General features: G+C 43.1%; 13 protein-coding genes. 4 read left to right on the top strand and 9 right to left on the bottom strand.

What is annotated here, in order from left to right; all coding sequences use genetic code 11:
• Positions 1 to 14: 14 nt before the first annotated feature.
• The 8 genes from BC751_RS20240 to BC751_RS20205 all read right to left on the bottom strand — a co-directional run bounded on the left by BC751_RS20240 (position 15) and on the right by BC751_RS20205 (position 8,306).
• Positions 15 to 1,082, bottom strand: a complete 1,068-nt coding sequence (locus BC751_RS20240) for a branched-chain amino acid aminotransferase (RefSeq protein WP_130277186.1) — start codon at positions 1,080 to 1,082, stop codon at positions 15 to 17.
• A 4-nt stretch (positions 1,083 to 1,086) separates the two neighbouring features.
• A complete protein-coding gene (locus BC751_RS20235; RefSeq protein ID WP_130277185.1) occupies positions 1,087 to 1,635 on the bottom strand; it encodes a cob(I)yrinic acid a,c-diamide adenosyltransferase in 549 nt (182 codons plus the stop codon).
• A gap of 82 nt (positions 1,636 to 1,717) precedes the next feature.
• A complete protein-coding gene (locus tag BC751_RS20230; protein ID WP_130277184.1) occupies positions 1,718 to 2,440 on the bottom strand; it encodes an ABC transporter ATP-binding protein in 723 nt (240 codons plus the stop codon).
• A gap of 72 nt (positions 2,441 to 2,512) precedes the next feature.
• Complete coding sequence (locus tag BC751_RS20225; protein ID WP_130277183.1) at positions 2,513 to 5,323, bottom strand: tetratricopeptide repeat protein; 2,811 nt, start codon at positions 5,321 to 5,323, stop codon at positions 2,513 to 2,515.
• Complete coding sequence (gatC, locus tag BC751_RS20220; RefSeq protein WP_130277182.1) at positions 5,323 to 5,610, bottom strand: Asp-tRNA(Asn)/Glu-tRNA(Gln) amidotransferase subunit GatC; 288 nt, start codon at positions 5,608 to 5,610, stop codon at positions 5,323 to 5,325. The genes BC751_RS20225 and gatC overlap by 1 nt, the downstream gene beginning before the upstream one ends.
• Positions 5,607 to 6,371, bottom strand: coding sequence for a lysophospholipid acyltransferase family protein (locus BC751_RS20215; RefSeq protein ID WP_130277181.1), 765 nt, complete (start codon positions 6,369 to 6,371; stop codon positions 5,607 to 5,609). The genes gatC and BC751_RS20215 overlap by 4 nt, the downstream gene beginning before the upstream one ends.
• A 2-nt stretch (positions 6,372 to 6,373) precedes the next feature.
• The gene (locus tag BC751_RS20210) at positions 6,374 to 6,748 is read right to left on the bottom strand and encodes a globin domain-containing protein (protein ID WP_130277180.1); all 375 of its coding nucleotides are present in this window, start codon (positions 6,746 to 6,748) and stop codon (positions 6,374 to 6,376) included.
• Between the two features lie 193 nt (positions 6,749 to 6,941).
• Positions 6,942 to 8,306 (bottom strand): NfeD family protein, encoded by a 1,365-nt coding sequence (locus BC751_RS20205; protein WP_130277179.1) that lies wholly within the window; start codon positions 8,304 to 8,306, stop codon positions 6,942 to 6,944.
• A 165-nt stretch (positions 8,307 to 8,471) separates the two neighbouring features.
• Between BC751_RS20205 and BC751_RS20200 the strand changes: the two genes are divergently transcribed.
• The 3 genes from BC751_RS20200 to BC751_RS20190 all read left to right on the top strand — a co-directional run bounded on the left by BC751_RS20200 (position 8,472) and on the right by BC751_RS20190 (position 11,160).
• Positions 8,472 to 9,635, top strand: a complete 1,164-nt coding sequence (locus BC751_RS20200; RefSeq protein WP_130277178.1) for a LysM peptidoglycan-binding domain-containing protein — start codon at positions 8,472 to 8,474, stop codon at positions 9,633 to 9,635.
• Between the two features lie 199 nt (positions 9,636 to 9,834).
• On the top strand, positions 9,835 to 10,389 hold the full coding sequence (locus tag BC751_RS20195) for a hypothetical protein (protein ID WP_130277177.1): 555 nt from the start codon (positions 9,835 to 9,837) through the stop codon (positions 10,387 to 10,389).
• A complete protein-coding gene (locus BC751_RS20190; protein WP_130277176.1) occupies positions 10,390 to 11,160 on the top strand; it encodes a TIGR02757 family protein in 771 nt (256 codons plus the stop codon).
• A gap of 400 nt (positions 11,161 to 11,560) precedes the next feature.
• Here BC751_RS20190 and BC751_RS20185 read toward each other — a convergent pair whose 3' ends face one another.
• Entirely contained in the window at positions 11,561 to 14,734 is a 3,174-nt protein-coding gene (locus BC751_RS20185) for a VPS10 domain-containing protein (protein ID WP_130277175.1), read from the bottom strand.
• 168 nt (positions 14,735 to 14,902) lie between these two features.
• On the opposite strand from BC751_RS20185, the gene BC751_RS20180 reads away from it, so the two are divergent.
• A complete protein-coding gene (locus tag BC751_RS20180) occupies positions 14,903 to 16,129 on the top strand; it encodes an IS4 family transposase (RefSeq protein WP_130273774.1) in 1,227 nt (408 codons plus the stop codon).
• Positions 16,130 to 16,311: the final 182 nt, after the last annotated feature.

Here is a 16,311-nt window from a genome sequence, read left to right as displayed (position 1 = left end):
TCACTCTTCATTCTTCAGACCTTCACAATCCAGCCCCTGCTATCCGCAACTTTTCCGTATTTGATATCATCCAGTTTTTTGAGAACCTGGTTTGAAAAGGCATATTCAGGTTTCTCAGGAAGTTCATAATCCTTCCCTTTGATATTGATTTTGGCTATATGGGCAATGGTAGCGGCAGTTCCTGTACCAAATGCTTCCTGAATACTGCCATTTTTCAGCGCATCTTCCAATTCAGAAACTTTAAGGAATCTTTCTTCCACCACATATCCCATTTCTTTTGCCAGCTGTATTACCGAATCTCTTGTAATACCTTTTAGTATGGTTCCTGTATGGGTTGGTGCTGTAATCAAAGTGTCATTGATCATGAACATGACATTCATGGTTCCGCTTTCCTCAATATTTTCATGGGTTTTAGCATCCGTCCATAGCAATTGGTCATAACCTTGTTTTTGGGCCAAAAGTGCAGGATATAAAGACCCGGCATAATTTCCTGCCGCCTTGGCAAATCCAGTTCCTCCTTCTGCTGCTCTTGTGTAATGTTGCTCTACTTTCACGCTGACCGGTTTGGAGTAATAGTTTCCAACAGGACAGGTGAAAATCATGAATTTGTAAGTTTCAGATGGTCTTACGCCCAGGTAATCATCCGTAGCAAAAATAAAGGGCCTGATATACAGAGAATAACCCGGTTTGTTGGGAATCCAGTCCCTGTCAAGATCCAGCAAAGTCATCAGTCCTTCCATAAATATTTCGGCAGGAACTTCCGGGATACACATCCTCACTGCAGATTCATTTAACCTTTTCTGATTGGCATCTGCCCTGAAAAGCAAGATTTCTCCTGCTTCATTCTTATAGGCTTTCATCCCCTCAAAAATTGCCTGACCATAGTGAAGGGTGGAATTCGCAGGATAAAGCATCAAGGGTGCATAAGGTTCTATCCTAAGGTCTGTCCATTCCCCGTTTTTATAATCTGCCACGAACATGTGGTCGGAGATGGACTTTCCGAATACCAGGTTTTCGAAATCAGTTTCCTGTAAGCGGGATTGCTTGGTTTTGCTGATGCTGATTTGTAAGGTTGTTTTCATCTGGTTACATTCTTGGCTTCCATGTTACTTCTTCTACCCCTAACTCCAGGGCTATCATCCTACCCAGGACAAAAAGATAATCGGAAAGCCTGTTTAAATATTTTACAATGATTTCATCTACATGTTCCACTTCCATGAGGTCAATCACACACCTTTCGGTACGGCGGCAAACAGTCCTGGCGATATGGCAAAAAGATACAACCTGATGCCCGCCAGGAAGGATAAAGTGACGCAAGGGGGGCAATTTTGCTTCCATGGCATCTATTTCCTTTTCGAGAAGTTCGAGGTCCTCTTCATGCAGGTCCGGACGCTTTACGTTTTCTTTACCGGGTTCAGTAGCCAAAGTAGCCCCAATGGTAAAAAGTCTGTCCTGGATTTCTTTGAGCAAACTTTCCCTCTTTAAATTGATTTCCTGATCCCTTAGCAAGCCTATGTAACTGTTCAGTTCATCCACAGTACCATAAGCATCTATCCTCAGGTCTGCTTTTGAAACCCTTCTGCCTCCCAAAAGGGAAGTTTTACCCGTGTCTCCGGTTTTGGTGTAAATTTTCATCCCGTGCAATAAATTTCGTAGGGATCTATGCCCTTACTACGCTACAAAAGTAACAATTGATTTTTAAAAATCTTAAGAAAGACTATCCGATGGCAGCTACTGTCTTCCCTCTGGTTGGGTTAGGATTGACGGTATCAGACTCCACCAAGCCATCTCTCAACCTTACAATCCGGTGGGCATAGTGTGCGATGTCATCTTCATGGGTAACCATGATGATGGTATTTCCTTTTTGATGAAGTTCATGAAAAAGCTCCATGATATCGTAAGAAGTTTTGGAATCAAGATTTCCTGTTGGTTCATCTGCCAAGATAATACTTGGATCATTAACCAAAGCCCGTGCGATGGCCACCCTCTGGCGCTGACCACCCGAAAGTTCATTGGGTTTGTGGTTAACACGGTCTCCCAATCCTACATTTTTTAGGGCCTGAAATGCCTTCTCTTCTCTTTCGGCTTTTCCATAGCCTGCATAGATCAATGGTAGGGCCACATTTTCAAGGCAGGAGGCCCTAGGCAGGAGGTTGAAAGTCTGGAATACGAATCCGATTTCTTTATTTCTGATCTCTGCAAGTTCATTTTCAGACATGTCGCTGACATCCTTGCCGTTGAGGATATAAATGCCGCTGGTGGGTGTATCCAAACAACCGATGATGTTCATCAAAGTGGATTTTCCTGAACCGGAAGGCCCCATAAAGGCCACATATTCACCTTTGTTAACTTCAATCGAAACAGATTTCAGTGCCTGCACTTCTTCGGCACCCATGCGGTAAGTTTTTTTGATGTCCTTCGTTTCAATAATTTTTTTCATTGGTGAATATTTTTGCTCAATTTAAACCAAAAACCAAAAAGGGAAAAATATACTTCTAACAAACGTCTCTTTTTACCAATAGTTTTGCATCTGTAACCTTTCCAATTGGGAGGGACTCAGCCATTGTCCCATTTCAGATAGGGCTGTACCTGCATAATTGTCAAGTCCCACTTTTCTACTCTGATTCACATACAATATCCAAAGAATGGGATCCCGGTTGAATTGTATGGCTTCTTGGAGAAGCGCGTACCTTCCCATATCATCCTCGGTTTCCCTTAACTTTTTCCAAACCAGAGGGGTCCAGTAAGCATTTCTGTCCAACCCTAAATCAGGTCTGAATATTTGTGAAATTGAAGCTTCCAAGCTTTCCTGTTTTCCATGTACATAATCGAACCAATGGTTCAGGGATGCTTCTGTCCAGCCTGTATTGGACTGTTTCAAAATAATATCTTTGATTTTTTTGAAGCCATTGGCATCGAAGGCGTGCAGTTTATGCCGCATCAAAGCCAATGCCCATTCTGCTTGTAATGTTTCGGACCCGAGCTGATCCAAAACAACCAAAAGATCTTCCGGTAGCTGTTCGTGAAACCTGCCTAAAGCCGTCCAGAATTTCACCTGTGGACTTTCTTTCAGTTTTCCGGATTCATTCCACTCCATCCATTCCGGAAAATCCACTTCAAATCTTTGGTGAATGGAAATCGCTTCTATAGGTTTTCCCCCAAAATAGAGAATGGCCAAATGTACAGGTTGAAAGTTTTCAAAGCCTTTTTCATAGGCCACTAAAATATCCACAGAAGCTTTCCCCAAATCCCATTGACCTGCCAGGACCTTTGCCGCAAGGGCATGGTAATAGGCGGCTGAATTAGGGTAAGTAGCCGCGGTTCCATTCAGATATTTCAGGGTTTCATTGATGTGGTTGTCTTGTAATGTCCTTAAAATCCTGGTTTCGCGGTAATTTCTTTCCTCAAAACTCATTTGTTGCTGTCCTATCAGGCTGTCCAGTAAAAGGATGTCCGACTCATAATCACTGATGACCTGATTGCTCCATTGGTTACGCAGCAAAGCTGTTTTCAGTACAAAATTTTCGGGAAGGTCCTGCGTTGGCAAAACGAACGGAGCGAAATTACCCTGCCGGTTAGCATGTGCCAGGTAGTTCAGTTGATAGGGTAGGTCCTTCACGATTTCCAGTCCTTCCTCTATTCTTGCCTGATGTTTGACTTTTAGTCCCAGCAGATTGGATTTGGCAACATTCAGCTCAGATTTCATGCTGTTCAAACTGGCATATGCATCTGTAGGCCGGTTCAATTTTGAATAAAGCAGTGCGAGGTTGTTGAGCAGGTAGGGGTTATCGGGAAAAATTTCCAGACCTTTCTCCAGGTAAAAAATTGCATCAAAAATTTTGTCCTGTTGGTGCAATTTGTCGCTGAGCAGCAGGATACTCTGGACCGAGGGCACATAGTCAAAGTTTTGGTACAAGTGTTCCATGGCCTCGTTGGAATTACCCAATTGGAAGCGGAGGTGGGCAGCTGCATTTTTGGCCTTGTAATTTTTGCGGTATTGTAGCCAGCTGTTTTCATAAAGAATCGCAGCTTCCAAAGGCCTATTGCTCTGATAATAATAATCGGCGGAAATATTGGTACTAAAAGAAGACAATTGCATGCCTACTACACCATCAGCGAATATAACCAAAATGACCATCGCCATGATGGCCCCTATCCTCATGTGGAAATAAGCAAAGAACTGGGGTTTGAAAAGTACTTTTTCAATGTCACGACCGCTATTGATAATTTCGTAGAAATTGGCCAGGGTATACAGAAAAAACAATAAACTCAAAGCTATCTGCCCATAAATGAAGCTATGGTTGAAAAATTCAAACAAAGGTTGGTTTCCTGTGAAATCTGCCTTTGCCCAAGTAAAAGCGGTGATGGCAAATCCCAACCAATAAAAAGATTTGCCGATCAATGGCCTGTCATAATACTGGTCAGTCTGTTCGATTTTTAATTTCAAGACCCCATATCCCAAAAAACCGGCTATCAGCATCAACACCAAAGGGGGGAGCGTAGGGAAGGGGATATTGACTTCTCCGGTCAGGTGTAATAAAGTGAAAACCAATAGAAGGAAATAAAGAAAAAAGATCACAATGAGGTGCCAGATGATTTTGATCCCAGTGCCTTTGTTCAATCGTATCAATAAGACGGTGATACTTGAAATGACTGCATGACCAATGTGAAGCAAAAACAGTACGGTGACTATGGCAGCTGGGAAAGTTACATTTTCGGAAAGCCAAAGCCAGGGGTTTTCAATTCCTGAGTTTTTCACCAAACCCCAAAGGCTCAAGGAAGAAATCAAGAGCAAGACCAAAAACCTTTGGACCAGACCCCAGGAAACCGCAAAAAAAGAAATCAAAACAAGGGGCAGAACAGTGCCGAGGAGCAAAATAATCAGTGCCGTATTGCTGGATAATCCACCTATGTTGAGGCCATTGATCCCACTGAATGTAAATAGAAAAATCGTTAAACCTGTGGCCACAATAAAGTACATTCTTTTCAGTGTACTGACCAGGCTCAGGCCTAAAATAAACAAGATCCAAATGATGGCTCCATAGATAAGGCTAAGCTGAGGAAAAATTAAGGGAGGCAGTGATTGGAAATTCTGGAAAATTAGAAAATTGTCCATTTCCAGTGAGAAGATCTCGGATCCAATACTATAAAAGTTGACGGGAACTTTGATTGATTCAGAGAAAATCCCCGGAATTACGGGCATTATTTTATCATCCCAGATAAAGAAACTGCCTAAGAGCAAAAGGCCTCCTATGATACTCAGCATAAAGGGAAGGCCTTTGAAAATTATTTTTTCGGCTTGTCTGCCGGTATGTATCGACATTATTCAAGAACCTTAGGTACCCTGAAATAATCCGAATCCTTTTGTGGGGCATTTTGTAGGGCTCTTTCATGGGAAAGGTGTTCTCCCAACTCATCCGGCCGGAGAACATTCACCTCTGAGGACATGGTGGTCAGTGGCTCCACTCCCTCTGTATTGATCTCATTGAGTTGTTCTTCCCAGTCCAGAATTTGGGTCATGTCTTTCACCATCTTTTCAGCACCTTCTGCGTCAAATTCAAGACGGGCCAGGTGGGCTATTTTTTTAACGGTATTTAAATCTACTTTCATACACTTTTTATAATTGTTTTTTCCGATTCGGGAAGCTGATTGTCTTTCCAAAGTTGGTTTTGGATGATTTCATAGCATTTTTCCCTTAATGCGGGTAAATCTTTCGATGTCATTCCATCCGTAACCAAAGGAGGATGGATGACTATTTTTCCTTTTTTAAAATTCAGCAAAAGCCTGCCGTCATCGGGCAAAATTAAATGATTAAATGATAAGGTGACAGGAATCAACGGTATTTGTTTGTCTATCGCCAAAGAAAATGCGCCATCTTTGAATCGGTTCATATGGGGCGGCTCACCGGTAGTAATTCCTCCTTCAGGAAAAATTACTATGCTGCTGCCTTGACTGATTGCTTTTTTTGCCTTGATAAAAACTTCTCCTCTGCTCTTGAGAGATGAGCGGTCCACAGCTATATGGAGTTTTTTGAAGTAGTAACCAAATAAAGGGATTTTGGCTATGGAGCTTTTGCCGACAAAAACCACATCCCCCGGCAAAAAACCCATGAAAGGAATGTCCAAATAGGAAAAATGGTTGGCTACAAAAATATAAGGCTGCCCCTTCTGGATATGTTCTTTTCCTTCAATCTGAATGGGCATTCCGATAAGGATAAAGTATATTCTGGCCCAGAATTGATTGACCACCCTTCCGTATTTTTGCCAGCCCGGTACCCAAGCAGCCACACAAAATACAGGAAATAGGATCATGAAGGTGATCAAAAAGACCAAAAGTGCATAAATGGAATATAAACCTCTTAAAATCACCATATTTATTGGTTGATCATATGATTGGCTACTTTGATAAAATAATTCATCAATGCTTCTTTGACGTCAGTTTCAATATCCACTTTATCCATGGCCCGAAACATACAGTCCAGCCAAATGTTTCTCATGCTGTCATCTATGGCCCATTGAAAATGCCTTCTTCTTAACATGGGATGCCCACGTTTTTCCAGATAGGTATGAGGGCCACCAAAGACATGTACCAAAAACAAAAATAACCTTTCTTCTGCTGGGGCCAAATCCTCTTCGGGGTAAAGTTTCCTTAATTCCGGGGTTTGCTCCACATGGCTGTAAAAATGATGGACCATGTTTTTAATTTTTTCTTCCCCCAAAACTTCATAGATGCTATTTCCAGAATTCATGCCCCGAAATTAAGCGATTTTTTTGTACCCTTTGTTTAAAAGCCATAAGCACACCAAGAATTTCTTTTAGACTTTAAAGAAGATGCCGGTTTCTGATTTAATATAAACCGCAATGGCCGTAAGTTCCACTCCATTCTTCATTCTCCATTACTCATTCTTAATTCCACATTCTTCATTCCTCATACCTCCTTTCTCACCCTACCTTCCTTACCTTCAGACTTGTCCCTTCTGTACTGATCACTTTTATCCTTTCTCCTTTATCGATGAATTCTCCTCGGGAATAGGCATCATAAATTTCATCCTCAATCATCACTTTTCCGCTTGGCATCAATCGGGTGTGGGCGGTGCCCTCTTTTCCCAATAATTCATTGCTATATAATGATGAAGTGTAGCCTTCTTCCCTTTTTTGGGTAGTAGCCAGCGCAATGCTGCTGAAAGCTCTCCATTGATTGACTTTGGGAGCCATGAAGAAAATTAGCCCTATCGCAGCCAGGGCAGACAAGATGACTGTTACCAATGCTGCAAAGAGCTCACCTGAGGGAACAAAGGTGAAGTCAAAGGCATCGTTGGGAATCATGCCTAAAGTCAGCCCTACCAATATCCCTATGATGCCTAATATTCCGAAAATACCAAAGCCCGGAATAAGGAATATTTCTACCAACAAAAGAATAACCCCGACAATAAAGACCGCTATTTCCCAATTTGCCGCCAAGCCTGTCAGGTAATAAGGGATAAAATACAGAATAATGGCCGTAACAGACGCTGCCAATGGAAAGCCTACACCTGGTGTCTGTATTTCAAAATAAATACCTGCGAATATCACCAATATCAAAAAGCCACTGACTACCGGATTCAGGAAAAATGCGATCACTTTCTCCACTCCCGATATTTCATAGGTGATGATTTCATAATCTTTGATGCCCAATTTTTCTTCAATTACTTCTTTTTTAGATTCTGCTTGTCCTTCACAGAATCCGTTTTCAATCGCTTCCGAAACAGAAAAGGTAATGACTGATCCTTTGGAGGTTATGCCTTCGATTTCAATGTTTTGGTCCACCATGGCCTCCGCAATTTTGGGATTCCTGCCTTTGGCTTCTGCGGTGCTCCGCATCATGGAACGCATATAGGATTGGTATTTGTCAGGAGCAGCATCACCTCCTCCCCCCATGACCACCGTAGCAGCACCGATACTGGCGCCTGGCGCCATGTAGATGCTGTCACAGGCGATAGAAATCAATGCCCCTGCTGAAGCAGCGTCTTTGTTTATCCAAACATGGATGGGAATTTCTGATTCTAAGATCATGGTCCTGATATCATCTGCATCATTGACGGCCCCTCCATAGGTGTCCATTTCTATGAGAATCAGGTCAGCCTCTTTGTTTTTGGCATCCTCCAGAGCCAATTGAACCCTGCGGTTCATCCTAGGGTCAATATTGTCATCGATCAAAAAGGTGTAAATTTTTTTCTTTTTAATTTCTGATGTACCGTCCTCTTGTGCATAGACAACTGGTGATGCCCAAAAAAGACCCAAAAACATCAATATTGCGAGGTATTTCATCTTGTATTGGTTTAGTTTTTGAATATACCAATAATCTTGGATATCCGAATTTATAAATAATCCGTAAAGAATCATGGAGCAAAAAAAGGATATATCCTTTACATGCCGCTCACTTGGAAATGATAAAATTAATCTGAAATTTGTGCATTAATTATCCTGTAGAATATGAAGAAGTTGATTGTCCTTTGTTTTGGTATTTTGGTTTTTGCCCAGGCCCATGCCTATGAAATCCATCCTATGGATTCCATTGGTATAGAAAGGGTGGGCGATAAGACATTTATCATCCATCAGGTTGATCCAGGGGAAACACTTTTTGGGATTTCCAGAAGGTACCAAACAGCAATCAATGATATATTACAAGCCAATGAACAATTGAAAGATGGTCTGAAGGCCGGGCAGAGGATCCGTATTCCATACATTACCAAAGCTGCTATTCCTACCGATTCGAGGTTGCACAAAGTAGCTCCGGGAGAGACCCTTTTTGCAATCTCCCGTCAATATGGAGTGACCGTCAATGACTTGATGGCCTGGAATCAATTGAAAGGCAATGATATTTCAGTGGGGCAGGCCCTTATCATTAAAGGAGTGGCAGAGCCTGAGCCTGCACCTGCGCCGGTACAGCAAACTCCCCCTGTTCAGGTAAGTGCTCCGGTAGCCGCTTCAAATGAAAGAGCTGCTAACAATAGAGAAAGGGCTTCAGCTGCAAGGGAAGAAGCAAGAACTAAAGAAGAACCCAAAGCTGCCACAGCACCATCAAACCCAGCTTCTTCACTAAATAATAGACCTTTGCCAGGTGATTGGATAACCCATACTGTGGCACAAGGGGAAACGCTGTTTTCCATTGCCAGGGCTTACGATGCCAAGGTGGAAAACCTCATCAATTGGAACTCTTTGTCCTCCAACAACCTTACCGTTGGGCAAAAGCTTAAAGTAGGCCGAGAACCGGAATCAAATGTGCCAGTGGTGACATCTTCTGTTCCCATAGTGGTCAATAATCAAAGAACTGAAGGTCAATTGGCTGTACCAAAACCGGAGATCAGCAATCCGAGCGCCAGTACAGCCTATAAAAACATCAAAGAAACCGGGTTGGCAGAGGTGATAGAAGGAACAGGCAACCATAAAAAATACCTTGTACTACACCGTACCGCCCCTGTGGGTACCATCATGCGGGTCAGGAATGAGGAAAATGACATCACGATTTTTGCCAGGGTGGTGGGTAAGCTTCCAGATACCGGTGACAACAGCCGATTGGTAATTAAACTCTCCAAAGCTGCTTACGATCAGTTGAGGGCTGTCAATGCCCGATTCCCTGTGGAAATTGCTTATTAATAGAGACAGATTTCGAAGGTCGGAAGTCGGAGATCGGAAAGTTCGCTTCCGAAATCCGCCTTCCGATATCCGACTTTATATTTCCGCCTTTCCAATGGTTCAACTTTGTAACCATTTCCCCATAAAATCCAATGGTAACTGCCAATCATTTTGGGAATCCAAAACCTTAGCCTTACCTTTGTGTAGTATTGCCTTCCTGATGAATAAATTTCAACTGATATTTCATAATATTTTCCGTTTTTTATGGAATGCCATTTTCGTAATCTCTTATCCGGTAATGGCTACCTTTGGGCTTCTTTTTGTAGGACTGACTTATGTATTTTCTGCTCTGTCACGTTTTTTGGCTAATCTAAGGCCTGAGAAGGAAACTACAGTTCCTAAAAAGACGGATTGGGAAGAACTGCCCAACACCCAAGGTTTGTTGGAAGCCAAGGTTCACAAGCAGATCATGTTTGGACCCACCTGTTTTCAGATCAGGAGAAAGGATGGCGTTCCCTCTGTGCTGGAAGAATATTATTTTGGGGGTAAAATTAAATTCATTGAGGAAGGGTTGCTTTTGGAAAAATGGAATACCACCGACCCGAAAAGCCTTCCGGATTTTGATGTTTGTCTGTATGATCCTGATAGTGACAGACTTACTTCTCTGGCCCATATGAAATGCTTCGATTGGCATTTATCCGAAAGAAATGACAATCAGCTATTGTTCAAATGGTTTGACGGTACCCAAGGTGGGGAAGTGAATGTAGCCCTATAAATGGATTTAAAGGATTTTTTGGACCAGAAAGTAGAGGAATTTAACCGGCCGGATTTTATCCCATTGGATCCCATTTCTATTCCCCATCGTTTTTCGAAAAAACAGGACATTGAGATAGCGGGTTTCATTGCTGCGGTTTTGGCCTGGGGGCAAAGAAAGACCATCATCAATAAGTGTTTGGAGCTTTTTGAAATGATGGACTATGCTCCCTATGATTTTATGTTAAATCATAAAGAACAGGATTTAAAGCCTTTCCTTCAGTTCAAACACAGGACTTTTAATGATATTGACACCCTGTATTTCATTGAATTTTTCAGCTGGTATTATCAAAATCATGAGAGTCTTGAGGAAGCTTTTATCATCGGATGGACACCTGGGATCGATATCATGGGGAAGCTTTTAAGCAATTTCCACCATTTTTTCTTTCAATTGCCCGATGCGCCTCAGAGGACAAAGAAACATATTGCTACCCCGGAACGGAAGGCAGCCTGTAAGCGGATCAACATGTTTCTCCGATGGATGGTGCGGTCGGATGAAATGGGAGTGGATTTTGGAATTTGGAAGACCATCAAACCCTATCAGTTGGTCTGTCCCTGTGACCTACATGTGGACCTGATAGGGAGAAGATTAGGGTTGATTACCCGAAAGCAGACCGATTGGCAGACAGCTGTTGAGTTGACAGAGCGGCTAAGGGAATTTGATTCTGAAGACCCGGTCAAGTATGATTTCGCCCTGTTTGGATTAGGGGTAGAGGAGAGGATGATGGGATGAGATTATCCATCGCTAATCTCATCTCGGTGAGGATTATGGCTGGCACAATGCCCTTTGGGCAAAGTTGTGTTATCTCGATCCCTCGGGCCTCGGAGGATTGGGGGGAATGTGCGTTATAATTGATGGGCTGTGCCCATCATTGGGTTATTCCGGCAATGTACGGTGAATATTGCTGGATTATCACGGCCTTTCAGGCCTGATTATACGGGAATTAGCTTGATCTAGGCCTGAAAGGCCGATATATCATAGGAATGGGTATAGCCCGTTCCGAATATAAACGAGTATGGGAAATACCCGTTCCGAATAAAAAACAAATATCTCCTATGTTCCCGGGCCTGAATGGCACGGATAATTTGAGAACAATAAAAAAGCCCCAAAACTGGGGCTTTTTCGATTTTTTTTATTTTTCAATGGCCTGGAAAATATCAATCTGTGTGGCTTTTGCTTTTTCTTCAAAAGGTTTCCAGTCATTTTCAAAGAAAGCTTTCCAGACCTTCATAGCCTCTTCAGCACTTTCTTTGGCATGCTGCATCAGCCGCTGTTCAGTAGCTCCTGGAGCTCCGAAGGATGAGCTGGCATAACTTCTTGGCGCAAATAACCTGGTCATGGTCGTCGGGAACAAATTCCTCACGATACCCTGCCCTTCTCTGCTCGGCCCATAGAATGCCTCTCTGGTTGCATCCACTTTTTTCTTAGTATCATTGGCCAATTTTACCAATTCTTTCACTTCATCCGTATTCACATCTTTGGCATAAGCCAAGAGTTTGTCAATTACCCTTTTTGCTTCATCCAGCTGTCTTGTTGCTTTCATGACATCAGCTGCAAGCAATTCAGCTTCTTTCAGGAAGTTTTCCCTTGCCTGAAGATTTGCCAAAGCAGGTTCGATCCTTGGGTCTGCATTTACTTTGATACTCGTTTCTGCCGATGTGTCGCCATAAGTAAACACAACTTTGTAAGTTCCCGGTAGCGCAGGGCCTCCGCTTGGCTCAAAGAATCCTCTCGCTCTGCCTGATTGGCCCCCCCATCCTGAAGGGATGTCTGCTGCGGATTTTCGGTCCAGGTTCCAGATCACTTGGTTTACACCTTGCTGCGGTAAGATTTTCAATGTTCTGATCTGCTCACCTGCGGCATTGAAAATGGCTACAGTTACAGAGTCCATTTTTTCTTTACCGGAATCATTGATGATGAAATGCAATCTGCCTCCAAATGGTCTGTTCTCAGCAGCATATTTCCCATCTGCAGGGAAGCGCTCTCCGTGAGGCTGATGGATTTCAGCCTGGTAGGCTTCTGAAGGTTCGACTGCAGTGATTTTTGCTGTTGGTGCCTTGCCCTGGTTTTTCGCATAGACCCTTAGGGGGCGGATATCATCCAGTACATAGATGGATCGTCCGAATGTGCCTATCACTAAATCGGCTTCCCTTTCCTGAATGACCATATCGTAGGTGGAAACGGCGTTTGGATAGCCATGTCTCCATTGGTTCCATGTTTTGGCATTGTCAAAACTGACATACAACCCGAATTCAGTCCCTAGAAATACCAGATTAGGTTCTACCGGATCCTGAATAATGGACAAGGTATAACCCCAGACTTTGTTATCATCAGCAATGCGCTCGTAAGTATTGCCATAGTTTTTGGTGCGGTATGCGTAAGCCGTGAAATCGTTGTTTCTGTAATTGTTTGCCACAACCCATGCCTCTCCTGCATCATAACGGGATGCCTGGATTTGTGGGATCCAACTGTTTTTTGGAAGTCCCGGTAATTTGGCAGCGGTATTGGTCCAGGTTTTCCCACCATCTCTGGTTACCTGTAAATTGCCGTCATCTGTTCCCACCCAAATTACGTTGGGGTCGATTGGACTTGGCGCTATTGCGATAATGGTGGTATGGTTTTCAGCACCGGTAATGTCATAGGTCAAGCCTCCTGTTTCCTGTTGTTTTTGTTTTTCGGGGTCATTGGTGGTCAGGTCAGGGGAAATGATTTCCCAGGTTTCACCCCTGTCCGTGCTTTTGTGCAGAAACTGACTGCCATAGTAAATGGTCGCAGCATCATGTGGGGATTGTGCAATGGCGGCATTCCAGTTGAACCTGAGGAATACATCTTTATCGGGATGGGTAGGCCTAATATTTCTTTTATGCCCGGTTTCTTTGTCATAACGGGCTACATTGCCTCCTTGGGACATGGCGTACCCGTACCTTGAATTTTCCGGATCAGGCACTACATCAAATCCGTCTCCGAACATGATTTCCTGCCAGTAGGTATTGCGGATACCGTCCCGTCTCCAGGCGTAAGCAGGTCCGACCCAGCTTCCATTGTCCTGAAGTCCTCCATAAATATTGTAAGGTACCTCATTGTCCACATTGATATGGTACCATTGCCCTAAGGGTAGGTTTTCTGCAAAATACCAGGTTTTACCTCCATCTCGGGTAATATTCAAACCTCCATCGTTCCCATCAATCATGTAAGCGGGATCCTCAGGATGAATGTACCAGGCATGATGGTCCGGGTGAACACCCTCATAGCTCAGCAATTGGGTAAAGCTGCGGCCTCCATCTTCAGACATGCCTACCCTGGAATACAAAGTATATAGTCTGTCCGCGTTTTTAGGATCAGCAAATATTTCAAAGTAGTAAAATGGCCGGTCTCCGATTTCAGGTTTGTCGTTGACCATTTTAAAATTGTCGCCGCCATCTTCAGAAACATACAGGGCGTTTTTTGAAGATTCTATCAGGGCATAGACCTTGTTGGAATTGGCTTTGGAAATGGCCAAACCCATTCTTCCAAGCTCTCCTTTAGGAAGTCCGTTTTTCTCATCCAACTTTTTCCAGTTGTCCCCTCCATCGATGGTCACATACAGTCCAGAGGATGGGCCTCCTGATTTGAAAAACCAGGGATAACGGCGGTGTTCCCACATATTGACAAAGAGTTTGTTGGGATTGTTGGGATCCATGATCATTTCCCCCACGCCTGTTTTGCTATCCACATATAGGATTTTTTTCCAGGTTTTTCCGCCGTCTGTGGTTTTATACACTCCCCTTTCTTCCTGTTCGCCCCAAGGTGAACCAATTGCTCCTACAAAAACGGTGTTGGGATCATCAGGATGGACAATGATGCGGTGGATGGCACGTGTTTTTTCCAATCCCATCAATTGCCAGGTTTTGCCGGCATCAAGGGAACGGTAGACGCCATATCCCATATTGAGGGAGTTCCTTGGATTACCTTCACCTGTTCCTACCCAAATGATATTGGGATTTTTCTGAAAGATGGAAATGGCACCTATTGAATGCACCCTTTCCTCATCAAAAATCGGGCTCCAGGTGATGCCTCCTGAAGTGGATTTCCAAAGCCCTCCTGAAGCAGATCCGGCATAGATAATATTAGGTTGGGCATGTACTGCATCAATTGCCGTCACCCTGCCGCTCATGGCAGCAGGTCCTACATTTCTGGTTTTCATGGCCTTAAATTGGCTCATGTCGACCTGTTGGGCCAAAACAGAGCTCATCGGGAAAGAAATTACCAAAAGCAACATCAATCCCAGCCAGCTTATTTGGGTTAATTTTCTGTAAATATTGTGCATGAATGAATGGGTTTTGTGATTTCTATTTCAATTAAAAATTACTGTCGTCCGAGAACTGAGGCAATATAAAAAATAAAATCCTAGAATAGTACAAAAATCAAAGATGGGCAGCCCTTTTGGAGCTTACCCATCTTTTTCATATTGTTGTTTCGACCAAGAACCAACAACGTGACACAATTTAAGCATAAATTTTTGTCTGGGCATCCTATTATCGCTCAACTCCTCTCTCTTATTCCCAAAGAGCTATTGAATCAGGTCGTTGAGGAAGAAAACTCGGATAGGTACTACAAGAAACTCAAAACAAGTGATCACTTCATCTGCATGTTTTATGCGGTGTTGACCAGAAACAGCAGTCTTAGAGAGGTCTGCAAAAACATCGGCCTGATCATAACCAAGCTTATTCCTTTTGGAATGAAGCAGCTACCTGCCAGGAGTACCCTTTCTGATGCAAACCGTAAACGCAGTTATCGTGTTTTTGAACAACTATACAAAGGGCTGTATTCATACTATAGGGCATCTTTGGTAGGAAATTGGCTCGATATCGGTGGAGAGGTCGACCTCAGCCGTGTTGAGGTTTTTGATTCCTCAACGGTCACGCTGTTCAAGGAAATCCTCAGAGGGGCCGGACGCAATCCCCTGAACGGAAAGAAAAAAGGTGGTGCCAAGATATTTGCCAAAATGAATCTGGCAGAAGGCGTTCCCAACTTCATATGTATCCGTTCTGCGGCCACAAATGAAAATATGTTTTTAAAAGTGATGGATCTGCCTGAGCACGGGATAGCTGTTTTCGACAAAGGATATAACCGCTATTCCTGCTTTGAAAAGTGGGACAGTTCAAACAGATATTTTGTGACCAGAAAAAAAGACAATGCAAGATATGAAGTGGTCAGTGAGTTTGACTGTACGCATGCCTTGGACATCATCAAGGACCAGATTATCTCACTGAGCTACAGGGAGAAGGGAGTTTCTCGGACAGTTGAAGCCAGACTGGTGGTTTATGCTGACCCTGAAAGCGGTGAAACGCTGGAGTTTATCACCAATCTTAAGGGATTGGATGCCCTAACCATAGCTCTTCTCTATAAGAACAGGTGGGTTATCGAAGTGCTTTTCAAGCAGATCAAGCAGAATTTTGAACTCAGATATTTTTTGTCGGACAGCGAGAACGGGATCAAAATCCAGATTTGGGTGGCATTGATACTCAACCTCCTGTTTACAGTTCTACATAAGCGGATAAAAGAGGCTGAAGACTTCTCGACCATGGTCATGGTAGCCGCAAAAAATCTTTGCTCCTACGTCAGTCTTGAAAAGTTCCTACTTTTTCCTGAAGCTTACTTTAAAAGTATATTTCAAAAAGACATCCAAAATGTACAAACCCAATTATTCCTTTCCGGATAGGGGGTGCTTTTTGACTTTCAACAAAAAACACCTCTAAAACTTCATTAGAGGACTTTATTTTAAATTTCTTATTTTAGTCGGACGACAGTAATTAAAAATACAAAAACCAATGAAAATATGGATTTGATATGGTAGGGAAATTGGATTGATGAACGGGATTTGTTGTTGGATTGATGAGGGAC

It is taken from the genome of Cecembia calidifontis, from assembly GCF_004216715.1.
Classification (GTDB): Bacteria; Bacteroidota; Bacteroidia; order Cytophagales; family Cyclobacteriaceae; genus Cecembia_A; species Cecembia_A calidifontis.
The sequence above is the reverse complement of the archived record's forward strand: the minus strand, read 5'-3'. Positions and strand labels throughout refer to the sequence as shown.